Below are 25939 nucleotides of genomic sequence, written 5' to 3' on the forward strand. Positions count from 1 at the left end.
GTCATGTCCACCGCCCGCGCCTCGCTGCGCACCTCCGCCGTCGCCGTCCGCGCGATGGTCGTCCTCACCCTCGTCCTCGGGGTCGGCTACACCCTGCTCATCTCGCTGATCGGCCTCGCGCTGCCGGCGCAGGCGAACGGATCGCTGCTGCGCGACGCCGAGGGCCAGGTCGTCGGCTCGTCGCTCATCGGCCAGTCGTTCACGGATGCCGACGGCGAAGCGCTGCCGCAGTACTTCCAGTCGCGCCCCTCGGCGGCCGGCGACGGCTACGACGCGGCCGCCTCGAGCGGTTCGAATCTCGGCCCGAACAACGCCGACCTCGTCGCAGCCATCGAGGAGCGGCGCACGGCGATCGCCGACCGCGAGGGCGTGGCCGTCTCGGACGTGCCGCCGGATGCCGTCACCGCCTCGGCGTCGGGCCTCGACCCGCACATCTCGCCGGCGTACGCCGAGCTGCAGGTCGCCCGCGTCGCGGCCGAGCGCGGGCTGTCGGATGCCGAGGTGCGCGACCTCGTTGCGGAGCACACGGCCGGCCGTGATCTCGGGTTCCTCGGCGAGCCGCGGGTGAACGTCGTCGAGCTGAACGCGGCGCTGGACGGCCTCGCGCGATGAGCTTCCTCCCGGGCACGGGTGCAAGGGATGCGGGGCGGCGCGCCGGGCAACAGCGCCCTTCGGCTGGGTGTCGGGCCGGATCCCTTGCATCGCGGCCCGCAGGAGCGGGTCGAGCCGGGCGCGGGGAGAACTAGGGTGATGCCGTGAAGCGGGGACGGCTGCGGGTGCTGCTGGGAGCGGCGCCGGGCGTGGGCAAGACCTACGAGATGCTCGAGGAGGGCCGCAGGCTGCAGGATGCCGGGGTCGACGTCGTCGTCGCGATCGTCGAGACCCACGGACGCGCCGCGACCGCCGCGATGACCGCGGGCCTGCCGATCGTTGCGCGCCGCCGCATCGAGCACCGGGGCGTCACGCTCGACGAGATGGACCTCGACGCCGTGCTCGCCCGGGCCCCGCGCGTCGCGCTCGTCGATGAGCTCGCCCACACCAACGTCGGCGGATCGCGCAACGAGAAGCGCTGGCAGGACGTCGAGGAGCTCCGGGATGCCGGCATCGACGTCATCACGACCGTCAACGTCCAGCACATCGAGTCGCTGGGCGACGTCGTCGAGCAGATCACCGGCGTCGCGCAGCGCGAGACGGTGCCGGATGCCGTCGTGCGCTCGGCCGACCCGATCGAGCTCGTCGACCTCGCGCCGCCGTCACTGCGCGACCGCCTCGCCGCCGGCCTCGTCTACCCCGCCGAGCGCATCGACGCCGCCCTGTCGAACTACTTCCGGCTCGGCAATCTGACGGCGCTGCGGGAGCTCGCGCTGCTGTGGCTCGCCGACGAGGTCGACAGCGCTCTGCAGGACTACCGGGCCGAGCACGGCATCCGGGGCACCTGGCAGGCGCGCGAGCGCGTCGTGGTCGCGCTGACCGGCGGCCCCGAGGGCGAGACGCTGATCCGCCGCGGGGCCCGCATCGTCGACCGGTCGGCCGGCGGCGAGCTCCTGGCCGTCCACGTGTCGGGTCAGGACGGGCTGCGCACCGCCGACCCCGCCGCCCTCGCCGCCCAGCGGGCCCTCGTCGAGTCTCTCGGTGGCAGCTATCACCAGGTCGTCGGTGACGACATCCCCGCCGCCCTCGTCGAGTTCGCGCGGTCGGTCAACGCGTCGCAGCTCGTCGTCGGCGTCAGCCGTCGCGGCCGGCTCGCTGCGGCCCTCAGCGGCCCGGGCATCGGCGCCACCGTCATCCGCGAGTCGGGCGATATCGACGTGCACGTCGTGACGCATGCGGCCGCCGGCGGCCGCTTCACCCTGCCCCGTGTCGCCGGCGGAGCGCTCAGCGTGCGGCGCCGGATCCTCGGTTTCGTCGTGGCGCTCACCGGCGGGCCGCTGCTCACCTGGCTGCTCGTCGCACTGCGGAGCCCCGAGTCGATCACGAGCGATGTGCTCGCGTATCAGCTGCTCGTGGTGGTGGTCGCGCTCGTCGGCGGCCTGTGGCCGGCGGTCTTCGCGGCGGTGATGTCGGGGGTGACGCTCGACTTCTTCTTCGTGGCGCCGCTGTACACCGTGACGGTCTCCGATCCGCTGCACGCGTGGGCGCTGATCCTGTACGTCGTCATCGCGCTCCTCGTGAGCGTCATCGTCGACCGCGCGGCCCGGGGCACGCGCGCGGCCCGGCGGGCGGCGGCCGAGGCCGAGCTGCTCGCGGCGGTCGCGGGCAGCGTGCTGCGGGGCGACGGCTCGATCCCGGCTCTCGTCGCGCGGGCGCGCGAGGCCTTCGGGATGTCGGGCGCCCGCCTGGTCGCGTCGGACGGAACCGTCGTCGCCGCCGACGGCGAGCCCGTGCGCGACGACCGCCACCTGCGCGTCGACGTCGGACGCGAGGCTGTGCTCGAACTCCACGGCAGCGAGTCGGAGCAGCTCGACGGCTCGGAACGCCGGCTGTTGGATGTCGTCGTCGCGCAGCTCGCCGCCGCCCTCGAGCAGGCCGACCTGCAGCGGGCGGCGAGCTCGGCGTCGGTGCTCGCCGAGACCGACCGGGTGCGCAGCGCCCTCCTCTCAGCGGCGAGCCACGACCTGCGACGTCCTCTCGCCGCGGCCGTCGCAGCGCTCGGCGGGCTGCGGGCTGCGGGACCCGCGCTCGACGACTCCGACCGCGACGAGCTGCTCGCGACCGCCGACGAGAGCCTCGGCACGCTGACCTCGCTCGTGACCGACCTGCTCGACGTGAGCCGCATCGAGGCGGGTGCTCTCGCGGTCGCCCTGCGGCCGGTCGACACCGCCGAGGCCGTGCTCGCCGCCGTCGACGAACTCAGCCTAGGGCCCGGCGCGGTCGAGCTGGCGATGGATGAGGCGATCGAGCCCGTGCTGGCCGACCCTGTGCTGTTGCAGCGCGTGCTGGTGAACGTGCTCGCCAACGCCCACCGCCACTCGCCGCCCGGAACGCCGGTGCGCATCAGCACGAGCTCACTGGGCGAGCGGGCGCAGATCCGCGTGATCGACCACGGACCCGGGATCCCGGCCGAACGCCACGGCGACGTGTTCGCGCCCTTCCAGCGGCTGGGCGACACCGACAACACGACCGGGCTCGGATTGGGGCTCGCGCTGTCGAAGGGCTTCACCGAGGGAATGCAGGGTCAGCTCGTCCCCGAGCAGACCCCCGGTGGCGGCCTCACCATGGTGATCGAACTGCCCCTGGCATCGTCGGCGGCACCAGAGGGCAGGATCGAGGGGTGAAAGTCCTTCTCGCCGACGACGACCCGCAGCTCGTGCGGGCGCTGCGCATCACGCTCGCGGCCCACGGGTACGACGTCGTCGCGGCGGGTGACGGGGCCGCCGCGATCGCCGCGGCCGCGGCCGAGCACCCCGATGTGATCGTGCTCGACCTCGGGATGCCGCGCCTCGACGGCGTCGCCGTGATCGAGGCCGTGCGGGGATGGAGCGCCGTGCCGATCATCGTCGTCTCGGGGCGCACCGGGTCGGCCGACAAGGTGGCGGCGCTCGACGCCGGCGCTGACGACTACGTCACCAAGCCGTTCCAGATCGACGAGCTGCTCGCGAGGCTGCGCGCGCTGACCCGGCGGGCCGGCGGTGCGGCATCCGTCGCCGTCGTGCGGTTCGCCGATGTCGAGATCGACCGGGCCGCCAAGACCGTCACGCGCGGCGGCGAGCGCGTGCACCTCACGCCGACCGAGTGGCGGATGCTCGACTTCCTCGCGCGGAGCCCCGGGGCGCTCGTGACCCGACAGGACCTGCTGAAGGAGCTGTGGGGCACCGAGCAGGTCAACGACACGGGGTACCTTCGGCTCTACGTCTCGCAACTGCGGAAGAAGCTCGAAGCCGATCCCGCGCATCCCGAGCACCTGCTGACGGAGTCGGGCATGGGGTACCGGCTCATCGTCGACTGACCGCCGCTCGCTACGATCTGGTCGTGCCCATCGACATCCGACCGCCGAGGCCTGACGAGCTGAGCCTTCTCGAAGACATCGAGAACGACGCCGACGCACTGCTCCGCGATCGGCTCGACCCGCCGACCTGGTGGCCGGCGCCGACCGGCGCGTCGCGTGCCGACGAGGCCGGCTTCCTGCTGGTCGCCGATGTCGGCGCCGGCGTGATCGCCGGTTTCGTCCATGTGCTCGAGCTCGACGGTCATGCTCACCTCGAACAGCTGTCGGTGTCGCCCGAGCACGGGCGCCGAGGGTACGGCCGCAAGCTCGTCGAGGCGGCGATGACGTTCGCCCGCGACCGCGGCCACGACCGGATGTCGCTCCGCACCTTCGCCGACGTGCCCTGGAACGCCCCGTTCTACGAGCGCCTCGGCTTCGCGGTGACCGAACCGCGTTCGGAGTTCGAGCTCATGCTCGTCGAGACCGAGGAGCGCATGGGACTCAATGCCCTCGGCCCGCGCGTGCAGATGACCGCGGATCTGCGGTCGTAGCGAGCCGCGCCACGACCGGCGGATTTCGACCACCAACCCTGTAGATTAAATATAAGAATTCCAGCCGGAGGAGGATCGGGATGCTGTACAAGCGGGTGTACGAATCGTTGCGTCTGGCGATCACCAACGGCACCTACCCGGTCGGCGAGCGCCTGCCCTCCGAGGCCGAGCTGTCCAAGCAGTTCGACGTGAGCGCCATCACGGTCAAGCGGGCACTCGAGCTGCTGCGCAGCGAGGGGATGATCATGCGTCGTCCACGCATCGGCACGGTGGTGACGAGCGCGACCGCGACGGCCGTCCCGGCCGCGGGGTCGGAGGTCTCGACCCGCCTGCTGGGCTGCGTCCTCACGAGCTTCGACGACACGTTCGGCAACAAGATCATCGAGGGGATCCTCGCCGCGGCGGGCGCCGACACCCACGTCATCTTCAAACGGTCAGGCGGCGACCTGGCCGAGGAGGACGCGTGCATCCGATCCCTCGTCGACGCCGGCGTCGAGGGGCTCGTGCTGCTCCCGAGCTCGTCGGAGTACATCCCGCCCGCCGCCCTCGAGCTCGTCGCGCGCCGGTTCCCGCTCGTCATCCTCGACCGCCTCTTCGACGGCATCCCCGTCTCGGCCGTCTGCTCCGACAACCTCGGCGGAGGACGCGCGGCGACCGAGCACCTGCTCGAGCTCGGGCACCGCACCGTCGGGTTCGTGGGACCGTCGAGCCACGTGTCATCGAGCGACGACCGTCGCAACGGGTACATCCATGCCCACGCCATGAACCACCTGCCCCTGGAGAACCGTGCGGAGCTGCAGACGCTCGAGTCGACGGTGCCCGGCAGCACCGACACCGTCGAGGACGACATCGAGCGGCTCATCGCGTTCGTCGGCGAGCATCCCGACATCACCGGCTACGTCGCGGCCGAGTACAACATCGCGCTCATGCTGCGCGAGGCTTGCTCGCGGCTCGGGCTCAGCATCCCGCGCGACGTGTCGGTCGTCTGCTTCGACCATCCCGACGCGTTCTTCGACACGGGCCTGTTCCGCTTCACCCACATCCGGCAGGCGCAGACCGAGCTCGGCGGCCGTGGCATCGCGTCGTTGCAGCAGCAGATCGCCCACCCGCTCACGGTCGACAAGGTCGTGCTGCCCACCGAGCTCATGCCGGGCGCGTCGACGGCGCCACCTCGCAGCTGAGGAGGCGCCGTCGTGCGCGGAGCAGAACGAGGCGGCGCGGCCTAGGCGCCGACGACCGTACCGGCTGCCGCGGCGGAACCCGCGCCCACCGTCTCACCCGCGGACTCGGCGCTCTCCCGTCGCGCGCGCTGCTCGATCGCGAAGATCGCGCTGACAGCGGTGGAGTACGGGATCCACTCCCCCGCCGGCTCCGACCAGTCGTTGCCGGGACGCAGCAGACCGTCGACGACGCCGGTTCGCCAGAGCTCGTCGGTGCTCGCCCGCAGGAACGCCTCGAGCAGCGCCCGCTCGTCGGCGAAGCCCGGCTCATCGGCGAGGACCGCGAGCACCTCGCCCAGGTAGCGGTAGTAGACGCCCTTGAACAGGCCCTCGTCGCCGCCGTCGCCCTCGTCGCGGAACACCGAACCGTCGCTCAGCTCTCGGACGGCGGTGACGGCCGTCTGCACGGCACGCTCGAGGAACGCGCGGTCGCCCGTCAGCCGGAACAGCTCGACCGCCGCTCCCGCGTAGAGCCCCTGGTTGTAGGTGAAGCGCCACTGCGTGTCGACGGCGCCGTCATCGTTGCGGTTGACACCGTCCTCGACGAACCCGTCGGGTCCGACGAGGTTCGCCGTCAGCCAGTCGAACGCCCGATGGGCGTAGTCGAGGTGGTCACCGGACGCGTCGAGCGCGCTCAGCCGCGCGCCGAGGATCACGAGCGGCCCGTTGGCGGGCGTGTTCTTGTAGGCCAGCTGCTGCTTCCGCCACGCGAGGCTCCACCCGAGGGTCTCGTTCCAGCCGTGCTCGACGACGTGGTCCCAGATCGCGCGGGCGTCGTCGAGGTGACGCTGATCGCCGGTCGCGGCGTGGAGCCGCTCGAGTGCGAGCGCGAACCAGAGCATGTCGTCGAAGTAGTCGTTGAACAGCGAGCCGCCGTTGCGTTCGACGATGTTGTCGCGGGCGGCGACGGCCGCTTCGAGCCAGCGGGCCTCCCCCGTCCGCAGCCACGCGTCGATGCGGGCGTCGATGACGTGCGCCAGCCACCAGTAGTTGAACACCGCGGTGTCGCCGCGGTCGTGCGGGTGGCTGTTCGCGAGGAACTGGATGCCGGGGACGCCGAAGAAGTGGTCGAGGCTCTCCTGGGCGACATCCGCTCGGGACGACCAGACGATCGCTGCGGGACGGGTCATGCGTGCTCTTCTCTCTGGATGGGGAGGTCGGCGGCCTCGCGGGCCGAGACGAGGGTCGGTCGCGTCATCGGTTCTTCGCGAGGATCTGATCGCCCTGCTCCTGCGCGTCCTTGAGCGCCTGCTCGGCGGAGATCTCGCCGGACATGAATCGCTCGAGAGCGGGCACCAGCGCCTTGCCCTCGACGTCCGAGAAGCCCTGCACGTTCGGCCGGGCCCCGGCGTAGTTCATGGTCTCGATGAAGGCCGCGTAGTGCTCGTCGTCGGTGAAGTAGGGGTCGTTCGCGGCCTCGATGTTCGCGGGGATCCAGCCGGAGATCTCGCCGAAAGCGACGCCGTTCTCCGCCTCGGTCGTCCACCACTTCATGAACTCCCAGGCACCCTCCGCGTTCTTGGCGCCCTCGGGGATGACGAGCCCGAAGCCGCCCATGTACGCGCCGGAGTCGCCGTCGGGACCGGCGGGCGGCTGCGCGACGCCGTAGGTCAGACCGTCGACCTTGTCGAGCGTCGAGAGCGCCCAGGGGCCGTCGAGCTTCATCGCGGTGCGCCCCTCGGCGAACGCGTCGCCCGTGTCGCCGAAGCCCTGCGAGTACACGCCGTCATCAAGCAGGCTCTGCCAGAACTCCAGCACCTCGAGGCCCTCCGGGCTGTTGAAGGCGGTCTTCGTCTCGTCGTCGTTGAGCAGCTCACCCCCCGCCTGCGCGAGGTACATGCTGAACAGGCCGGGGTCGCTCAGGTCGAAGCCCGACTGCACGAGCTTGCTGCCGTCGCGCTTGGTCAGCGCCTGGGCGGCCGCTTGGAGCTCGTCCCAGTTCGTCGGCGCCGCGACGCCGGCTTCGTCGAGCAGCGCCCGGTTGTAGACGAGCGAACGGTTGTCGACGAGCAGGGGAAGGCCGTAGAGCTTGTCGTCGACCTCCATCTCGCCGAGAGCCGGCTCGTAGAAGACGCTGGTGTCGACGGAATCCTCGGCGATGAAGTTGTCGATCGGAGCGAGCGCTCCCTTCGGGGCGTAGAGCGAGGTCTGATAGCGGTCCCACAGCACGATGTCCGGCACCTGGCCCCCGGCGAGGGCCGTGAGGAGCTTCTCCTCGACGAGCTCCTGCGGCACGTAGCTGACCTCGTAGTCGTCCTGCGCCTCGTTGAAGCGGGCGGCCTGAGCCTCGAGCTGGGCGACCTGATCGCCCGACCACGAGCCCCACATGACGACGGGCTCGGGTCCGTCGCCGCCGTTGCCGGCATCGGAGCCGCCGCAGCCGGCGAGGGTGACGGTCAGGGTCGCGACGCCCAGCAGGGCGAGCGAGCGCACGGTGTTCTTCATCGGAATCTCCTGTGATCGGATGGTGTGGTTGCGGGTGGGAGTGTCGTCTACTTGGTGCCGACGTGCGCGACGCCCTCGATGATGTATCGCTGGGCGAAGAGGAACACGAGCAGCACGGGGAGGCTCGCGACCACGGTCCCGGCCATGAGCGGGCCGAATGCCGTCTCGTAGTTGTTGACGAACGACGCGAGCCCGACCTGGACCGTCATCATGTCCTGGCTGTTCAGGACGATGAGCGGCCACAGGAAGTTGTTCCATCCGGCCTGGAAGCTGATGATGCCGAGCACGGCGAGCCCGGCCTTCGCGAGCGGGAAGTAGATGAGCGCGAAGATGCGGAACTCGCCGGCGCCGTCGATGCGCGCCGCCTCGCCGAGCTCGTCGGGCAGAGTCTCGAAGAACTGCTTCATAAAGAAGACCGCGAATGCACCGGCGGCGCCCGGGATGATGACGGCCCAGTAGGTGTTGATCAGGCCGAGGCCGCCCTGCCCCAGAATGTCGTTGCCGCCCGCGAACGGGATCGACCGCAGGATCAGGAACGACGGGATCATCGTGATGATGCCGGGGATCATGAGCGACGACAGGAAGACCGCGAACACCGCCGTGCGGCCGCGGAACCGCAGCTTGGCGAGGGCGTAGCCGCCCAGCGCGCCGAAGAAGATGTTCGTCGCCGCGCCGCCGATGCCGAGCACGAGCGAGTTCACGAAGTACCGCCCGAACGGCACCTCGTCGAACACCCGGACGTAGTTCTCGATCGTGGGGTTGTCGGGGATGAGCGACAGGGCGCCGGAGAGGATCTCGGTGGCCGGCTTGATCGACGTCGAGATCGTCCAGACGAGCGGCGCGACCGTGACGATGCTGACGAGGATCACTCCGACGTACCAGGCGATCGTTCCCGCGCGCTGCCGCGGCGTCCGCGGACGGGCGGTCGGAGCCGCCGCGACCGGCGTCCGGGCCGCGAGGGCGGTCTGGACGGCGCTGCCGCCGTCCACGGAGCCGTTGAGCGTGTTCGTCATCGGACGCCTCCGCGATTCGTGAGTCGTGCGTTCACGAGCGAGAACACGAGGATGATGAGGAAGAGGATGAACGACAGCGCCGAGGCATAGCCCATCTCGAGGGCCCCGAACCCCTTGTTGTAGATGTAATAGACCATCGTCACGGTGGAGTTGCCCGGCCCGCCCTTGGTGAGGACGTAGGCCTGGTCGAAGACCTGGAACGCGCCGATGATCAGCAGCGTCGATACGAGGAACGTCGTGCGCGTGAGAGACGGCAGAGTGACGTACCGGAACTGCTGCCAGGCGTTCGCGCCGTCGAGACGAGCGGCCTCGTAGAGCTCGCCGGGAACGCCCTGCAGTCCGCCGAGGAAGATGATCATGTTGGCGCCGAAGCCGGCCCAGACGCTCATCATGACGATCGCGATCATCGCCCACTGCGATTCGTACAGCCACGCGGGGCCATCGATGCCGAACCAGCTCAGCACGACGTTGAGCAGGCCGTTCTGCGGGTTCAGCATCCAGAACCAGATCGTCGCCGTCGCCACCGTCGAAGCCACGACGGGGATGTAGAAGAGCGTGCGGAAGATACGGACGGCCCGTTGCCGACGATTGAGGAGCAGCGCCGTGCCGAGCGCGACGACGAGTCCGGCCGGGACGTAGAGCACCGTGTAGTAGGCGGTGTTGCGCAGCGCGATCCAGAAGAACGGGTCGACGGCGATCTCGGCGTAGTTCTGCAGCCCGAGCCAGTCGAAGTCTCCGACGATGGCGTAGTCCGTCAGGCTCAGCACGAGCGCGATCGCGATCGGTAGCGCCATGAAGACGAGGAACAGCACGCCCGGCACCAGCAGGAACAGCCAGGCACTCCGGGTCATCTGCCGGGCCGAGGGGTTCCCCGGCCGATGCGTCCGCTGCGCACGCGGCGTCTGCTCGGCCGAGCCCGGACGCACCACGGTCGACGCGCTCATGACGGCCGCGCCTCGGTGACCGCGTCGCGGACGAGCACGCGGAGGCCCGCGAGGTCGAGCACGAACTCGCAGAACATGGCGTTCGCCCACGAGAACCATTCGCGCGTGAACGTCTCGGGGTCGGTCGCGAGGAACGACTCGTGCATGAGCCCGGTGCCGGCGTCGGTGTCGAGGAGCAGACGCAGGATGCGGCGCCGCTCGTCCTCGTCCGAGGTCGTGAGACCCTCGATGCACAGGCCGATGGGCCAGATGTGACCGGCAGGGGTGTGAGGGCTGCCGAGGCCGCGCACGTCGCCGCCGTCCGGCAGAACGCCACGGACGAAGGTCGGGTTCGCGTCGCTGAGGATGAAGCGTCGGGTCGCGAGGTACCGGTCGTCGTCCGTTCCGCACCACCCGATGAGCGGCAGGGAGAGCAGACTCGGCACGTTGGCGTCGTCGAGGAGCAGGACACCGCCGCGACCGTCGACCTCGTAGGCGTACAGCTCGCCGTGATCGGAGTCGACGACGAGACCGTGCTCGGCGACCCCGCGCTCGATATCGTCCCTCAGGTCGCGCGCGGTGCGGGCGAGCTCGGGATCGCCGAGCACGGTCTCGGCGATGTCGGCGATGTGGCCGAGCTCGACGGCGGCGAACATGTTGCCGGGCACGTTGTAGCCGTATGCGCACGCGTCGTCGCTCGGGCGGAAGGCCGACCACGTCATGCCGGTCGGCGCGGTCTCGGGACCACGGCCGTCGCGAACGAGCGTGTCGCTCGGGGGGCAGTCGAAGCGCTGGAACCGGTAGGGCGAGGACGCCTCGTGATCCTGCTCGACGCGCCACAGCGCGATGATCCGACGTGCGGCCTCGCCGAAGTCGGGCCCGAGGTGATCCGTCCGACCGGTCACCGTCCACAGGTCATGGGCGAGCTGGATCGGGTAGCAGAGCGAGTCGACCTCGTACTTGCGCTCCCAGACCCACGGTGAGCCGTCGGTGAGGTCGTCCTGGTGGCCCTTGCCGTCGGGAGCGGCGTTGAAGGCGTTGGCGTAAGCGTCGATGAGGACGAAGGCGACCTGTCTCCGCGAGACGGCGGCGATCATGTCGGAGATCGCCTGATCCTCGGCGGCGAAATGCAGGTAGGGCGCGAGCTGCGCTGTGGAGTCGCGCAGCCACATGGCGGGGATGTCGCCGGTGAGCATGAAGAGCGTCCCGTCGGGCATCGCCGTGAGCGTCGTGCCGAGGGTGTTCTCGAAGCAGCGCTCGAAGATGTCGGCGACCTCGTCGTCGAGACGTTCCCGCACACGATCGGAGACGGAACGGATGAAGGCCGAATGCACGTGAGCCACGTTGCTCCTCGGGTGGTGTCGGACCCGCCCAGCGGTGGACGGTAGGCCCGAGTATAGGACGGATCTAGCAATCCGTCTATTAAAACGTATAAATATGTGCAACGCTGTGTCTCGCGCAGCCCAAGACGCTGAAGCCACTGAAAGGCGGCGTCGACCGGTCGGCAATCAATATGTTTTTTCACTGAGGAGAGAACGATGAAGAGATCCCTGCCCATCCTCGGGGCTACGCTGCTCGCGGCGGCCCTCCTGGTCCCGCAACCGGCGCACGCGCTGACCGCGGCCGAGCCCGAGACGGCCTTCGACGACTTCGTCGACGTCTTCTGGGACGACTCCGCGAACTACTTCTTCACGTATAGCGACCATCAGATCCACCCCGAACACGCGCACGGCCCCCAGGGCGGCCTCTACACGGACTACTGGTGGGAGGCGCAGCTGTGGGAGACGGTCATGGATGTCTACGAGCGCACCGGCAGCACCGACGCCCGCCAGATGATCGATGACATCTACGACGGCTTTCAGACGCAGTATCCCGACTTCCGCGACAACGACTGGAACGACGACATCGGATGGTGGGCCCGCGGCGCCATCCGCGCGTACGAGCTCACCGGCCACGTCGAGTACCGCGACGACGCGATCGAGATGTTCGATTTCATCGCCCAGTACGCCGACACGACCTACGGCGGCGGCATCTGGTGGAAGAACGTCGACATCGGCGACGGCGAGCGCAACGAGAAGAACGTCGCCACGAACGCGACGGCCGTCTACACGGCGATGCGCATCTATGCCGCGACGGGCGACGTCTCGTACCGCGACCAGGCGCGGACCATCTTCTCCTGGCTCGACGCAAACTTCTACGTCGGCGGCAAGCTGCGCGACCACATCGAGGGCACCGGCCAGTTCGTCGACTGGGACTGGACCTACAACCAGGGCAACTACGCCGGCGCCGCCCTCGAGATGTATCTCGACTCGGGCGATCCCGCTGAGCTTTCGCGCGCGGTTGCGGCGGTCGACTGGGCCGTGGCGAACCTGACCTCATCGGGCACCTTCCTCTTCGAGGGCGTCGACGACACGGGCGGGTTCAAGGCCATCCTCACGCGCAACATCCGCGCGCTCATCGACGAGGCCGGGCAGACGCAGTACGAGCAGCTGCTCACCGACAACGCGACCCAGGCGGCCAACCACCTCAACTCCGCAGGCATCGGGGCATACGACTGGACCGCCCCGGCACCCGAGCTCGGCACGACCGCCATTCAGAGTCTCGCCGCAGCGGCCAGCGTTGCCGTCATGAGCCAGGCGACGCCCGACGGCTACACGGGGCCGGTCGAGGGAACCCGGGTCTACGAGGCCGAGAACACCGAGCGCTCGGGAGTGATCTCCGAGAGCGGGCAGTCGGGATACAGCGGGCGCGGATACATCGGCGGTTGGATCGGCGACGGCACCGGGGCGACCTTCCACGTCAACGTCGCGTCCGCCGGCACCTACGAGCTGCAGTTCCACTACGCCGCCGCGGCTGGTGTCGCCTCACGGGCTCTGACCGTCAACGGTGCGACGACCCCGCTGTCGTTCCCCGCGACGTCCGGCTGGGGTGACTGGCAGACGCGTACGGTGACCGTTTCGCTCGATGAGGGGTACAACCGCGTGGACCTGCGCGTCGACAGCGCGGCGGGCGGCGCGAACTATGTCAACCTCGATCGGATGACAGTCGCGGATTGACCAGCGGCCGGCGACTCGGGTCATCACGTCCCGGGCCGCCGGCATCGACGGCGGGCTCGAGGAGCCGGTTACCCCACGCGAAGGCGATGAGCTCGCTCCGCGACGACAGTCCGAGCTTCTTCAGGATGTTGCCGACGTGCGTCTTCACCGTCGCCTCGCTGATGAACGCGTGAGCGGCCACCTCCGCATTCGATCGGCCTCGGGCGACGAGATCGAACACCTCGCGTTCACGGGGCGAGAGCGCGGCGAGCGCGGCGTCCCCGTTCTCGGCCGTCGAGCGTGCGACGCGCTCGGGCCGATCGACAGGAACGACGCGTGGTCGTCCGGCACGCCAGCTGAGCCACGAGGCCGCGACACTGATGATCACGCACACAGCGACGGCGTCGAGACCTCCTGCGAGGTCCTTGCCGCTGAGGGTGCCCCACCGGCCGGAGATGGAGAGCGCGGGAACGGTCAGTAGCGCGCCCACGGTGACACCGCAGGCCAGGACGGCCGCCAGCATGAGGCGGCGCCGCTCGGGAGGAGTGCTGCGCGAGAGGAACGCGGGCAACGGCAGCAGCAGGACGTAGCCTGTCCAGCTCAGCTGGCTGAAGCGAGCCGGCCAGAACGACAGCTGCACGACGAGCAGGACCATCGCCAGCATGATCGCCCACGCCGGACGGACGCGGCCGAGCGCGATGGCGGCGGCGAACCCCACCATCACCGCGACACCGTACGCGGACGTCGCGAAGCTCTCGTCGCGCAGCGGCACGACGTCGAGGCGGTCGAGCCCTGCGAGGCCGAGCCAGATCGCAAGAGCGATAAGCCCGGTAATCGGCGCGAGGGACCACGAGGCGAAACGAGTCATGAGGCGAGGCTAGGGCGACGACGCGACTGGCCAGTCTCGGATCGGCGAGCGCAGGTCGGAAATCATCCGATCGTTGCCCCTCATCCTTCGGTCGCACTCACTCCACGCGCGAGACTGGAGCCATGGCAGGTTTCCATCACGTCGAGCTCTGGGTCAGCGACATCGAGAGCGCACGCTCCGACTGGGGCTGGCTGCTTCGGCGGGTCGGCTTCGACCTCGAGAGCACGTGGGCGCAGGGCGAGTCGTGGGCGGCGGGCGAGGCCTACCTGACGCTCACCACCTCACCGAACACGGTCGGCGCCGAGCACGACCGTCGGCGGCCGGGCCTGAATCATCTGGCCTTCCACGGCGGCTCCCCCGCCGAGGTCGATGCGATCATGGCCGACGCCCCGGCCGCGGGCTGGATGCCGCTCTACCAGGAGCAGTACCCGCACGCCGGCGGCCCGCAGCACTACGCCGGCTGGCTCGAGAATGCGGCGGGCTTCAAGGTCGAGGTCGTCGCGACGGGGACCAGCTTCGTCGCGGAGATGAACCAGCACGCAGGCATCTCCTCGTCGCTGTGACCACGTCAGCCTGATCGGGACTGTCCGGCGAGCACTGCCCGAGGGATGCCGCCGTGTCAAGCCACTGGGGAAGCGGTTCTCCCGGCTCCTAGCTTCGGCCTCACAGGACGGCATCCACCAGGTCCTGCGGGTATGACGGCATCCGGAGGACGACATAAGCATCACCGCTCGCGCGCGACCGACGGCGGTCCGCGCCACACGGCCGAGCCGCATCCGGCAGAAGTACAACAAGCGCGAGGCGCTGGCGGGCTACCTCTTCCTGACGCCGTGGATCATCGGCTTCCTGGTCTTCACCGTCGGGGCGATGGTCTACAGCCTGTACATCTCGTTCAGCAGCTACAACCTCGCGACGAACTCCTCGCGGCCCATCGGCTTCGACAACTACGCCCGGCTCTTCGACGACCCCCGCGTGGCGGTGTCGCTGGGCAACACGCTGTTCTACGCAGTCATGGCCGTGCCGCTCGAGATCATGTTCGCCCTCGTGCTGGCGCTGCTGCTGAACCGGATGGGTCGCGGCGCGGGGATCTTCCGCACGCTCTACTATCTGCCGAAGATGACCCCGGCGGTGGCGACGGCGGCGGTGTTCTTCCTTCTGCTCAACGGCAACTCCGGCGCGATCAACCAGGGGCTCGCGGCCATCGGCATCCAGGGTCCGCAGTGGCTCGTCGACCCGGCCTGGGTGAAGCCCAGCATCGTGATCATGGCGCTGTGGACCGTCAGCGGCACGATGGTCATCTTCCTCGCCGCGCTGAAGAACGTTCCCGTCGAGCTGTACGAGGTGGCGTCCCTCGACGGCGCCGGGCCGGTGCGGAAGTTCTTCTCGATCACGCTGCCGATGATCTCGGGCGCGATGTTCTTCAACGTCATCGTGCTGTCGATCGCAGCCTTCCAGGTCTTCGACCAGGCCTATCTGCTGTTCTGGCGGGATCAGAGCAACGCATCACCCGAGGCGTCGCTGTTCTATGCGATCTATCTCTTCCAGCAGGCGTTCCGGCAGTTCAACTTCGGGTTCGCCGCCGCGATGGCCTGGCTGCTGTTCGTCATCATCATGGCCGTCACGGTCATCCAGGTGAAGTTCGGCAACCGCTTCGTCTACTACGAGGGCGACCGCTGATGGCGACGAGGTTCCGCACCCCGAAGACCGTCGCCGGCCGCGTCACGCTCGCCGCGATCTCGACGGGCTTCGCCCTGCTGTTCCTGTACCCGTTCGCCTGGCTGCTCGCGGCGAGCTTCAAGCCCCGCGGCGAGGTGTTCGACAACCGCCTCATCCCGCAGACCTTCGTGCCCGAGAATTACGCCGAGGTGTGGAACCAGCTCCCGCTGCTCAGCTGGATGTTCAACAGCGTCGCGATCGCGCTGCTGGCGGCGACGGCGGTGTCGATCTCGAGCTCGATCGTCGCGTTCGGGTTCGCCTACTTCTCGTTCCCCGGTCGCAAGCTCCTGTTCGGACTGGTGCTCGCGACGATGATGCTGCCCGGCGCCGTGACGATGATCCCCGTCTACTTGATCTGGAAGGAGACCGGCCTGCTCGGAACGTGGGTCCCGCTGTGGGGCGCCAACCTCTTCGGGTCGGCGTTCTACATCTTCCTGCAGCGCCAGTTCTTCCTCGGCCTGCCGCGCGAGCTCTTCGAGGCGGCGCGCATCGACGGCGCGAGCTACTGGGGACTCTTCTGGCGTATCGCGATGCCGCTGTCGGTGCCCTCGTTCGTGATCGTGTTCCTGTTCGAGTTCCAGGCGAGCTGGAACAACCTGCAGTCCGCGCTCATCTACCTCAACGCCGGGTCGGTCGACGAGTTCACCGCACCTCTCGGCATCGCCTACGCGATGACCAAGTACAGCCCGACGGCCGGCGGCCAGGGCGACTACCAGTACGTGATGGTGGCATCGCTCATCGTCACGCTGCCCATGCTCATCCTCTTCGCCTTCGGACAGCGCTACTTCATCGAAGGCGTCGCGACCCAGGGCCGTAAGGGATGACCCGCGTGCTCGCGCGGAACCACGACAGGAGGAATCACATGCGCAATCGACTGATCGGGACGACCGCGGTGGCCGCGGCATCCGTCATCGTGCTGGCGGGATGCAGCAACGACGCCGGCACCGCGGAAGACGTCGACTTCTCGGCGACGCCCACCGGAACCCTCGCGGCGTGGGGCTTCGAGAACGCCGACGACGTCGGCACCGCGCGACTCGACTACGCGGCGGAGCAGCTGTCGGATGTCGAGGTGCAGCTGGATGCCACGGCCTTCGACTCGCAGAAGTTCACGACCCGCATCGCGAGCGGCGACGTGCCCGACGTCGTGCAGATGGACCGGCGCTACGTCACGCAGTACGCGGCCCAGGGCCTCATCATGCCGCTCGACAGCTGCTTCGAGGCACAGGATGTCGACGCGGACGACCGGTGGTACGAGTCGGTCGTCGACGATGTGCGCTACGAGGATCAGGTGTGGGGAGCGCCGCAGTTCTACCAGCCGCCGGCCATCATCCTGAACAAGCGGGTGATGGATGCCGCGGGCGTGACGGCCGACGAGATCGACACCTCGCAGCCCGACGTCCTGCTGGCCGCCGTCGAGAAGATGTATCAGGAGTCCGGCGGTGTTCCGACGCGCCTGGGCTTCGACCCCGTCTCGACCGGTCAGTCCGCGCTGTGGATCCTCGGGGCGGGCGGCCAGCTCACCGATGACGACGGCGTGCCGACCCTCGACGACCCGAGCAACCTCGCCGGCATGGAGCTGCTGCAGCGCATCAACGACGCGCAGGGCGGTTTCGCGCAGGTGAAGAGCTTCACCGACGCCTTCGACACGTTCGGCGACGCCAATCAGTACGTCACCGACCAGGTCGGTGCACAGGTCAACGCGCAGTGGTACCCGAACGTGCTCTCGCCCTACCTCGAGCAGATCGACATCGAGGCGGTGCCGTTCCGCGACAGCGACGGCGAACCGTTCTCGGTCTCCGGCGGCCAGGCCTTCGTCATCCCGGCCGGAGCGAAGAACCCCGCGGCGGCCTGCGCGTGGGTCTCGGCTCTGACCAGCGACGAGGCGTGGAACGCGGCGGGCGAAGCGCGCGCCGAGACGCGCGCCGCTGACGGCGGTGCCAACACCGGCCTGTTCACGGGATCGCCGCAGCCCGACCAGGCGATCCGCGAGAAGTGGGTCACTCCATCGGGCGACGAGGGATTCGACCAGGTCGTCGCCACCTACTACGACGTGGTCGACTACGGCACGTCGTTCGGTTCCTCCCCCGCCGGACAGGACATCCAGAACGAGCTGAACAACGCCGTGACGGCGGCACTTCTCGGCGACAAGACCGCCGAGGAAGCGCTCGCGGACGCACAGGATGCCGCGATGCGGGCCTACGAGAACGCCACCGCGACCCGCTGAGGGCGGGGTACCCCGTCGCACCCGCCGATAATGGGCGGATGGAGCCGTGGGAGATGCACGCCTGGTACGCCGAGTACCTCGACGCCTGCAATCGTCATGACCTCGACGCCATCCGCTCGTTCATCGACCCGAGCGTGCGGCGAGCCCACCTGCCCGGCGGAGCCGACGCGTGGATGGCCGACGCCGTCGAGGTGCTCGACGCCTTTCCCGACTGGCAGGTGCGCCGCATCCAGCTCGTCGTCGAGGATGACCGCATCGCGGCGCACGTGCGCGCGAGCGGCACGCACACCGGCCCGTTCCGCGGCATCCGGCCCACCCGCCGACACGTCAACGTGGCGGAGTTCGGGTTCCTGCGCGTGGCGGGAGGCCGCATCGTCGAGTTCGCCGGCACCACCGACCACGCCGCGCTGCTGGCCCAGCTGCGCGCCTGACCCGAGAGGAATCACATGACCGACATCGCCTGGTCCACCGGATCGTGGACCAACGAGCCCGCGGCGACCGCGCTCGACGGCCACGACCTGCTCGTCACGGCGCGCGAGGGAAGCGACGCGTGGCGCGTGACGTCGTACGGGTTCGTGCACGACGACGAGCACGCGCTGCTCGCGCCGATGGCACCCGACACCGCGGTCGAGGTGGCGTTCGTGCTCGACTTCTCGGCGCAGTTCGATCAGGCGGGTGTCTTCCTGCGCGTCGACGACGAGACCTGGATCAAGGCCGGCATCGAGCACAGCGACGGCGCCGACAGCCTGGGCGCGGTGGTGACGCGCGGGATGTCGGACTGGTCGCTCTCTCCCGTCGCCGACTGGGCTGGACGCGTCGTCACGGTTCGCGCGAGCCGGTCGGGCGACGCCGTCACGATCCGCGCCCGCGTCGACGACGAGGACTGGCGGCTCGTCCGGGTGGCCCCCCTCGACCCGGAGGCGGAGGTGGCAGCCGGGCCGTTCTGCTGCGCGCCCACGCGCGCCGGGCTCACGGTTCGCTTCGTGTCGTGGCGGAGCGTGCCGGCCGACGCGTCGCTGCATCCCGACCACTGATTCGCCGGCGCAGCAACCGATCGATCCCGACGGCGGCCCACGTCGCGGCGAGCCCGCCGACGATCACGATGCCCTGCATCGCCAGCGCGTAGCCGCCGCTTGTGACGTTGGCCTCGACCAGTCGGGGGCCGACGATCGGCGGGACGAGCGCGACGATCACGACGACCCACGACAGCGGATGCCGGCCGCGCGCGACCACCCAGCCGCCCACCCCGGCCAGCAACGCGATGAAGCCCTGATTGAGCACGACCTCCCACAGGGGGTCGAGGTGGGCGAGATGACCGGCTCCGCGCAGCAGCCCGAACGTCGCCCAGAGGAACAGCGCGACGCACGCGAGGGTCACACCTCCCACGCGGCGCATGGGCGACGTCGGGAGCACGGCGAACGCGGCGACGAGGGTCGCCACGACGAGCACGAACTGGAGCGTGTCGACGTACGGCATGTCGTTCGTGATGGTGCCGGCGTACATCTGCGCCTGCGCAATTGCGGAGAAGTCGGACGCGACGGCGAGATAGGTGCCGAACATCGCCGCGACGATCGCCGCACCGTATCGGGCTCCCCGATCGAAACGCAGGCCGTCCTCCATGGTGTGAGGGTAGCCTGATCGCCGAGCACCCAGGGAGGGAGGGGACCCGTGACCGACGCCGATCGCGACGAGACGGACGCCTCCTGGGCCGGCCGACGCCCGTCGCGCCGCGACTTCCTGCGCCGCGCGGGCCTCGGAGCCGCAGGCCTCGCGGTCGGAGGCTCGGCCGGCGCGGCCGTGACGGCGGCGATGACCGCGCATCCGCCCGAGTTCGCGCCCCTCGCGGCGCGGAGCGTCGCCGGGTTCGACCACGTCGTGGTGCTCATGTTCGAGAACCGCAGCTTCGACAACCTGCTCGGCCACCTCTACACGGCCGACGAGAAGAGCGCGGCCGACTTCGACGGCATCCTGCAGGGCGACTACGCCAACACCGCCCCCGACGGAACCGTCGTGCCCGCGCACGTCTACACGGGCGCGACCGACCACATCATGCAGCAGCCGCAGCCCGACCCCGGCGAGACCTACCCGCACGTCAACACGCAGCTGTTCGGGACGATCGACCCGCCCGCCAACGCCGACATCGCCCGCAACGGGCTGCAGCCGCCCTACAACGCTCCCGCCGCGGGGAGCGCGCCCCGCAACGACGGGTTCGTGCACGACTACATCGTCAACTACCGCCTCGCGAAGAAGCGCGAGCCGACCGCCGACGAGTACGCCACGGCGATGGGCGGCTTCTCGCCCGAGATGCTGCCGGTGATCTCGACCCTCGCCCGTGAGTTCGGCGTCTACGACCGCTGGTTCGCCGGCGTGCCGTCCCAGACCTTCTGCAATCGCAGCTTCTTCCACGCCTCGACCTCGCACGGCTACGTCGTCAACCACACCGGCGACAACTACGACAAGTGGATCGACGCACCCGCAGCACCCACGATCTTCAACCGCCTCGAAGACGCCGGCCTGTCGTGGCGCGTCTACTACGACGCGACGCAGCTCGTCTCGCTCACCGGCATGCTCCACGCGCCCGTGCTCGAGCGGTACTGGAAGACGAACTTCCGCGTCATGGAGCAGTTCTACGAGGATGCCGCGAACGGCGAGCTGCCCGATTACGCGTTCATCGAGCCGCGCATGGTCTTCAATCACAACGACATGCATCCGCCCTGGGGCGCGACTCGCGAGGGCGAGCTCGAGCTGCCCGACGGCAGTCGCATCCGCATCACCAACAGCGCTGACAGCGACGTCCGCGCCGGCGACAAACTCGCGCAGGACGTGTACGACGCGATCCGCACGAGTGCGTCGACCTCCGGCTCGAACGCCATGAACACGGCGCTCGTCATCACCTTCGACGAGCACGGCGGCACCTTCGACCACGTCGCGCCGCCGGCCGCGCCGCCGCCGGATGCGAGCGGACCCGGCGAGATGGGCTTCACGTTCGACCGCCTCGGTCTGCGGGTGCCGGCGATCGTCGTGAGCGCGTACACCGCGGCCGGGACGGTCATCCACGACGAGATGCATCACGGGTCGGTGATCAACACGCTCTGCCGGCTGCACGGGCTGCGGCCGCTCAACGTCCGCGACGAGACCGCGAACCCGATCTTCAACGCCGTCAACCTCACGACGCCGCGCCAGCCCTACACCTGGCCGCAGCCGCAGTCGCTGTACGTGCCGCCCAATCCCGAGAAGGGCGCGACCAAGGCCCCCGACGAGAAGCACCACAAGCGTCCGCTCACCCCGCCCGCTCGCGGACTGCTCGGGCTCCTGACGTCGCGCTTCGACCCCGGCAGCACGCTGCCCGCGACATACGGCGAGGCGTACGACGCCCTCGTCGAGCACGGCACCGGTCTCTTCGGCGCATACAACGCGCCCTCCTGAGCGTCGACTCGCCAGGAGGCGCGGGTACCGGACCGCCCGCATCCGCATTTCCTGGCGACTCGACGGTTCGTCCCGCCAACTAGACTGATCGCGTCCGGCATCCCGAGTCCTGGAGTCCAGCCGCGTGAGCACCCCTGTCGCAGATACCGTCGAGAACGCCACCGCCACTCCGGAGCGTGATCAGCCCTACGGAGCCCTGGGCCTCAAGCCCGACGAGTACGCGAAGATCCGCGAGATCCTCGGCCGCCGCCCCACCTCGGGTGAGCTGGCGATGTACTCGGTCATGTGGAGTGAGCACTGCTCCTACAAGTCGAGCAAGAACTACCTGCGCCGGTTCGGCCAGAAGGTCTCCGACGAGATGAAGACCCGCCTCATGGTCGGCATGGGCCAGAACGCGGGCGTCGTCGACGTCGGTGAGGGCTGGGCGGTCACCTTCAAGGTCGAGTCGCACAACCACCCGAGCTACATCGAGCCGTTCCAGGGCGCCGCGACCGGTGTCGGCGGCATCGTCCGCGACATCATCTCGATGGGCGCGCGGCCCGTCGCCGTCATGGACCAGCTGCGCTTCGGCGCCATCGACCACCCCGACACCGCCCGCGTCGTGCACGGCGTCGTCAGCGGCATCTCGTTCTACGGCAACTGCCTGGGCCTGCCCAACATCGGCGGCGAGACGGTCTTCGACTCGGTCTACCAGGGCAACCCGCTCGTCAACGCCCTCGCGGTGGGCGTCATGCGCCACGAGGACATCAAGCTGGCCAACGCCACCGGCGCCGGCAACAAGGTCGTGCTGTTCGGAGCCCGCACGGGCGGCGACGGCATCGGTGGCGCGTCGATCCTCGCGTCCGACACCTTCGCCGACGGCGGACCCACCAAGCGCCCCGCCGTGCAGGTCGGCGACCCGTTCGCCGAGAAGGTGCTCATCGAGTGCTGCCTCGAGCTGTACGCGGGCGAGCTCGTCGAGGCCATCCAGGACCTTGGCGCGGCCGGCATCTCGTGCGCCACGAGCGAGCTCGCCGCCAACGGCGGATCGGGCATGCGCGTCGACCTCGAGAACGTGCTGCTGCGTGACCCCTCGCTCACGCCCGAGGAGATCCTCATGAGCGAGAGCCAGGAGCGCATGATGGCGATCGTCGCTCCCGAGAAGCTCGACGCGTTCCTCGCCGTCGTCGGCAAGTGGGATGTCGAGACGAGCGTGCTCGGCGAGGTGACCGGCGACGGCCGCCTGCAGATCTTCTGGCACGGCGAGAAGATCGTCGACGTCGACCCCTCGACCGTCGCGGTCGACGGTCCCGTCTACGACCGCCCGGTCGCCTACCCGACCTGGATCGACGGCCTGCAGGCCGACTCGGCGGCATCCCTCCCCCGCGCCACCGACGGCGAGGAGCTCCGCGACCAGTTCCTGCAGCTCGTCGGCAGCCCGAACCTCGCTGACACGAGCTGGATCACCAACCAGTACGACTACTACGTGCTCGGCAACACCGCGCTCAGCTTCCCCGACGACGCCGGCATGATCCGCGTCGACGAGGAGTCGGGCCTCGGCTTCGCGATCGCGACGGACTGCAACGGCCGCTACTGCCAGCTCGACCCGTACGCGGGCGCGCAGCTCGCCCTCGCCGAGGCGTACCGCAACGTCGCCGTCACGGGCGCCGTGCCCACCGCCGTGACCGACTGCCTCAACTTCGGAAGCCCCGAGAACCCCGAGGTCATGTGGCAGTTCGGCCAGGCCGTCGACGGGCTCTCCGACGCGTGCCTCGAGCTCGGCGTGCCGGTGACGGGCGGCAACGTCTCGTTCTACAACCAGACCGGCGACCAGCCGATCTTCCCGACCCCCGTCGTGGGCGTGCTCGGGATCGTCGACGACGTCGCCCGCCGCATCCCGTCGGGCTGGCAGGATGCCGGCGAGAACATCTACCTGCTCGGCACGACCGCCGAGGAGCTCGACGGCTCGGCCTGGGCCGACACGATCCACGGCCACCTCGGCGGACGACCCCCGAAGGTCGACCTCGCCGCCGAGAAGCGTCTGGCCGGCCTCATCCAGGCCGCGTCGCAGCAGGGACTCATCTCGGCCGCGCACGACCTGTCGACCGGCGGCCTCGGCCAGGCCCTCGCCGAGGCGACGACCCGCTTCGGCGTCGGCGCCCGCGTCTGGCTCAGCGAGATCGTCGAGCGCGACGGCGTCGATGTCGCGACCGCGCTGTTCAGCGAGTCGACCGGCCGCGTCATCGTCTCGGTGCCGCGCGAGGAGGACGTGAAGTTCCGCGGCCTGTGCGAGGGCCGCGACTACCCCGTCATCCGCATCGGCGTGACGGATGCCGCCGAGGGCGTCGAGTCGGTGCTCGACATCCAGGGCCTGTTCTCGGTGCCCGTCGCCGAGATCCGCGCCACGTCGCGCGCGACCCTGCCCTCCGCCTTCGGCGACATCGTCGACGAGGTGCCGACGTCATGAGCGCGGCATGAGCGGGCGCGACCTGACGCCGCAGGGCGAGGACGACGAGTACGCCGGCTTCGCGCGCGGGCGCTCGCGTCGCCTGCGCGTGACCGCGTGGGTCGCGATCGTCTCGCTCATCCTCGTGGGCGGCGGCTCGACGGTCTTCGCGCTGCTCTTCGGCTGATACATCCGTAGGACCCGTGGGGCTGGTGTCGCCTCACGGCGGGTTCGACCGCACACCAGCACCACCAGTCCGACAGGTGTATCCCCAGCTGGCTCGAAGACGCGGCGCGTCGAGGTGCGTAGGCTGAAGAAGTGGATCCGATCCTCGCACTCGCGGCCGAGTGGTGGTGGATCGCGCCGGCGGGAGCCAGCGCGGGCGCCCTCGGCTGGGCCGGCCTGCGCCGGGGACGGCCGTCGCAGCGTCGCCTCGAGCTCGATGCCGCCCAGCTGGACCTCCGCCGCGCGCAGCAGGGCGTCACCCATGCCCGCGCGCAGCTGAAGGTCGCGCGCGCCGAGCTGATGCGCGCGCAGGCCGAGAAGGCGACTCCCCGGGCGACCGCGGGTGCGGTGCCCGAGGCCCGTCGTCGCCTGCAGATCGCCGAGCGCCAGGCACGGGCCGCCGTCGCCGAGCTGAAGGCGCGGCGCGCAGGCGTACAGGCCGCGCGCGCGATGATGCCCGCGTCGCGCAAGGAGGTCGACCGGATGCCGCTGGCCCGGCTGATGGCCGAGCACGACGCACTGCTGGCGCGGTGGATGGACTACGAGACCGATGCCGCGAAGGCCATCGGATTCCCGATGATGCTCGACGCCCGCTGGCCGCCGATGGACCTCTTCCTGCGCGAGCACCAGCAGGCGTCGTGGCTGCGACCGGCCTCGCGCGAGGTTCGCATGGCTCCGGCCGACTACAGCGCCTATCGCGAAGCCGTCCGGCGCGCTACCCATGCCTTCGACGCCGCGGAGCGCGCCGCGCGGCAGGGCACGCCTCGCGAGCTTCCCGAGCCCGACGACCGTTCGCCCGATTGGGCCGAGGTCGCGCAAGACCTCCTCGATAACGCGCAACGCGCCATCACCCGGTCGACCGAGATGTGGAACCGGATGCGGCGCGACCGCCCGTCGCGCGGCGACCGGCCGGAGTGACGAAACCCCCGGGAGCAGCTCCCGGGGGTTTCGTCGTCACTCAGACGAGGTCAGCTGGTCTGCAGACCGTCGACCTGGCTGCCGTACTCCTCGAGCCAGGCTGTGATCGCCTCGGCTTCCTTGCCCTCGCCGTACTGGTTGACGACCATGTCCTCGAGCGCGGCGTACTGCTCGTCGTCGAGCTTGATCTTGCCGATCAGCTCGGCGGCCTCGGGGTGCTCGTCGGCGAAGCCGGACGTCGCGAGGAAGTGCAGCGCCTCGGTGTCGCCCATCGCGCCGCGCGGGTCTTCGAGGTCCTTGAGACCGTAGCGCTCGTTGGCCCAGAACGGACGCCACGAGGTCACGACGATGTCGCGCTGCGCAGCGATCGCGGTGTCGAGCTCGGTGAGCATCGCCGCGGTCGACGAGGTGACGAGCTCGTACGTGCCGTCGAGGCCGTACTCGGGGATCATCGACTCCTGGGTCTGCTTGGTCAGCCCGGCGCCCGGCTCGATGCCGTAGATCTGCCCGCCGAAGCGGTCGGCGTTCGCAGCCAGGTCCTCGATCGAGGTGATGTCGACGTACTCGGGCACGGCGATCGTGAGCTTGGCGTTGTCGTAGTACGCGCCGAGGTCGTCGATCTGGTCGCCGTAGCGCTCCATGTACGAGGCGTGGGTGAGCTCGGGCCAGGCCGACGGGTAGATGTCGACGTCGCCCTGCGCGAGACCGGCGTAGAGCGGGCCCGCCTCGGTGAGCTCCTGCATCTCGACGGTGTAGCCGAGCTGCTCGAGCTGGTTCTCGAGCAGGTACGCCGTGCTGAGGCCGTCGGTCCACGAGGGCAGGTAGCCCAGCGTGATGGTGCCCTTGCTGTCGCCGCTCTCGCCAGAGCCGCCCTCGGCCTGGTTACCGCTCGCGCAGCCGGCGAGGGCCAGGGATGCCGCGGCGCCGAGCGCCACGATCCCGGTGAGGTGTCGCTTGTTCATCGTGTGCCTTCCGTATGGATTCATTCGTTCCGTATGGGTGGTGCAGGGAGGATACGTTCGGGA

General features: G+C 69.6%; 24 protein-coding genes. 16 read left to right on the top strand and 8 right to left on the bottom strand.

The window, feature by feature from the left end; all coding sequences use genetic code 11:
• Positions 1-3: 3 nt before the first annotated feature.
• From kdpC to C3481_RS08895, 5 genes are all read left to right on the top strand, one after another.
• Positions 4-612 (top strand): potassium-transporting ATPase subunit KdpC, encoded by a 609-nt coding sequence (gene kdpC / locus C3481_RS08875; protein ID WP_023953222.1) that lies wholly within the window; start codon positions 4-6, stop codon positions 610-612.
• A gap of 143 nt (positions 613-755) precedes the next feature.
• On the top strand, positions 756-3275 hold the full coding sequence (locus C3481_RS08880) for an ATP-binding protein (RefSeq protein ID WP_103841703.1): 2520 nt from the start codon (positions 756-758) through the stop codon (positions 3273-3275).
• The gene (locus C3481_RS08885) at positions 3272-3946 is read left to right on the top strand and encodes a response regulator (protein WP_023953226.1); all 675 of its coding nucleotides are present in this window, start codon (positions 3272-3274) and stop codon (positions 3944-3946) included. Before C3481_RS08880 ends, C3481_RS08885 begins: the two co-directional genes overlap by 4 nt.
• A gap of 23 nt (positions 3947-3969) precedes the next feature.
• Positions 3970-4476 (top strand): GNAT family N-acetyltransferase, encoded by a 507-nt coding sequence (locus C3481_RS08890; protein ID WP_103841705.1) that lies wholly within the window; start codon positions 3970-3972, stop codon positions 4474-4476.
• Positions 4477-4556: 80 nt separating this feature from the next.
• Positions 4557-5657, top strand: coding sequence for a substrate-binding domain-containing protein (locus C3481_RS08895; protein ID WP_103841707.1), 1101 nt, complete (start codon positions 4557-4559; stop codon positions 5655-5657).
• Positions 5658-5698: 41 nt separating this feature from the next.
• On the opposite strand, the gene C3481_RS08900 is transcribed toward C3481_RS08895, so the two are convergent.
• From C3481_RS08900 to C3481_RS08920, 5 genes are all read right to left on the bottom strand, one after another.
• Positions 5699-6826 carry a glycoside hydrolase family 76 protein gene (locus C3481_RS08900; protein WP_071918764.1) on the bottom strand — a complete coding sequence of 376 codons (1128 nt, stop codon included), beginning with the start codon at positions 6824-6826 and terminating at the stop codon, positions 5699-5701.
• Between the two features lie 64 nt (positions 6827-6890).
• Positions 6891-8141: an ABC transporter substrate-binding protein gene (locus C3481_RS08905; RefSeq protein WP_103841709.1), complete on the bottom strand. Its 1251-nt coding sequence runs from the start codon at positions 8139-8141 to the stop codon at positions 6891-6893.
• A 47-nt stretch (positions 8142-8188) separates the two neighbouring features.
• Positions 8189-9154, bottom strand: a complete 966-nt coding sequence (locus C3481_RS08910; RefSeq protein ID WP_023953236.1) for a carbohydrate ABC transporter permease — start codon at positions 9152-9154, stop codon at positions 8189-8191.
• Entirely contained in the window at positions 9151-10098 is a 948-nt protein-coding gene (locus C3481_RS08915; RefSeq protein WP_023953237.1) for a carbohydrate ABC transporter permease, read from the bottom strand. The genes C3481_RS08910 and C3481_RS08915 overlap by 4 nt, the downstream gene beginning before the upstream one ends.
• Positions 10095-11420, bottom strand: a complete 1326-nt coding sequence (locus tag C3481_RS08920) for a glycoside hydrolase family 125 protein (protein ID WP_197690547.1) — start codon at positions 11418-11420, stop codon at positions 10095-10097. The genes C3481_RS08915 and C3481_RS08920 overlap by 4 nt, the downstream gene beginning before the upstream one ends.
• Before the next feature lie 195 nt (positions 11421-11615).
• Here C3481_RS08920 and C3481_RS08925 point away from each other — a divergent pair, with 195 nt between their 5' ends.
• A complete protein-coding gene (locus C3481_RS08925; RefSeq protein ID WP_103841711.1) occupies positions 11616-13133 on the top strand; it encodes a glycoside hydrolase family 76 protein in 1518 nt (505 codons plus the stop codon).
• Here C3481_RS08925 and C3481_RS08930 read toward each other — a convergent pair.
• Entirely contained in the window at positions 13102-13980 is an 879-nt protein-coding gene (locus tag C3481_RS08930; protein WP_258039067.1) for a helix-turn-helix transcriptional regulator, read from the bottom strand. The two genes, C3481_RS08925 and C3481_RS08930, sit on opposite strands and share 32 nt — an antisense overlap.
• Positions 13981-14102: 122 nt before the next feature.
• Here C3481_RS08930 and C3481_RS08935 point away from each other — a divergent pair, with 122 nt between their 5' ends.
• The 6 genes from C3481_RS08935 to C3481_RS08960 all read left to right on the top strand — a co-directional run bounded on the left by C3481_RS08935 (position 14103) and on the right by C3481_RS08960 (position 18954).
• Positions 14103-14543, top strand: coding sequence for a VOC family protein (locus C3481_RS08935; RefSeq protein WP_103841713.1), 441 nt, complete (start codon positions 14103-14105; stop codon positions 14541-14543).
• A 160-nt stretch (positions 14544-14703) separates the two neighbouring features.
• Complete coding sequence (locus C3481_RS08940; protein ID WP_103841715.1) at positions 14704-15657, top strand: carbohydrate ABC transporter permease; 954 nt, start codon at positions 14704-14706, stop codon at positions 15655-15657.
• Complete coding sequence (locus C3481_RS08945) at positions 15657-16520, top strand: carbohydrate ABC transporter permease (RefSeq protein WP_023953243.1); 864 nt, start codon at positions 15657-15659, stop codon at positions 16518-16520. Before C3481_RS08940 ends, C3481_RS08945 begins: the two co-directional genes overlap by 1 nt.
• Before the next feature lie 38 nt (positions 16521-16558).
• Positions 16559-17920, top strand: a complete 1362-nt coding sequence (locus tag C3481_RS08950; RefSeq protein WP_103841717.1) for an ABC transporter substrate-binding protein — start codon at positions 16559-16561, stop codon at positions 17918-17920.
• 38 nt (positions 17921-17958) lie between these two features.
• A complete protein-coding gene (locus C3481_RS08955; protein WP_103841719.1) occupies positions 17959-18351 on the top strand; it encodes an ester cyclase in 393 nt (130 codons plus the stop codon).
• 15 nt (positions 18352-18366) lie between these two features.
• Complete coding sequence (locus C3481_RS08960; RefSeq protein WP_103841721.1) at positions 18367-18954, top strand: DUF1349 domain-containing protein; 588 nt, start codon at positions 18367-18369, stop codon at positions 18952-18954.
• On the opposite strand, the gene C3481_RS08965 is transcribed toward C3481_RS08960, so the two are convergent.
• Positions 18890-19540: a hypothetical protein gene (locus tag C3481_RS08965; protein ID WP_103841724.1), complete on the bottom strand. Its 651-nt coding sequence runs from the start codon at positions 19538-19540 to the stop codon at positions 18890-18892. The two genes, C3481_RS08960 and C3481_RS08965, sit on opposite strands and share 65 nt — an antisense overlap.
• A gap of 48 nt (positions 19541-19588) precedes the next feature.
• Here C3481_RS08965 and C3481_RS08970 point away from each other — a divergent pair, with 48 nt between their 5' ends.
• From C3481_RS08970 to C3481_RS08980, 4 genes are all read left to right on the top strand, one after another.
• Entirely contained in the window at positions 19589-21346 is a 1758-nt protein-coding gene (locus C3481_RS08970) for an alkaline phosphatase family protein (RefSeq protein ID WP_258039069.1), read from the top strand.
• Positions 21347-21470: 124 nt separating this feature from the next.
• The gene (purL, locus tag C3481_RS08975) at positions 21471-23792 is read left to right on the top strand and encodes a phosphoribosylformylglycinamidine synthase subunit PurL (protein ID WP_258039070.1); all 2322 of its coding nucleotides are present in this window, start codon (positions 21471-21473) and stop codon (positions 23790-23792) included.
• A gap of 7 nt (positions 23793-23799) precedes the next feature.
• Positions 23800-23958, top strand: a complete 159-nt coding sequence (locus C3481_RS16520) for a hypothetical protein (protein WP_023953252.1) — start codon at positions 23800-23802, stop codon at positions 23956-23958.
• 131 nt (positions 23959-24089) lie between these two features.
• Positions 24090-24914 carry a hypothetical protein gene (locus tag C3481_RS08980; protein WP_023953253.1) on the top strand — a complete coding sequence of 275 codons (825 nt, stop codon included), beginning with the start codon at positions 24090-24092 and terminating at the stop codon, positions 24912-24914.
• A 50-nt stretch (positions 24915-24964) separates the two neighbouring features.
• On the opposite strand, the gene C3481_RS08985 is transcribed toward C3481_RS08980, so the two are convergent.
• On the bottom strand, positions 24965-25876 hold the full coding sequence (locus C3481_RS08985) for a glycine betaine ABC transporter substrate-binding protein (protein ID WP_023953254.1): 912 nt from the start codon (positions 25874-25876) through the stop codon (positions 24965-24967).
• Positions 25877-25939: the final 63 nt, after the last annotated feature.

The sequence above is a fragment of the Microbacterium sp. Ru50 genome (assembly GCF_002920555.1).
Lineage (GTDB): Bacteria > Actinomycetota > Actinomycetes > Actinomycetales > Microbacteriaceae > Microbacterium > Microbacterium arborescens.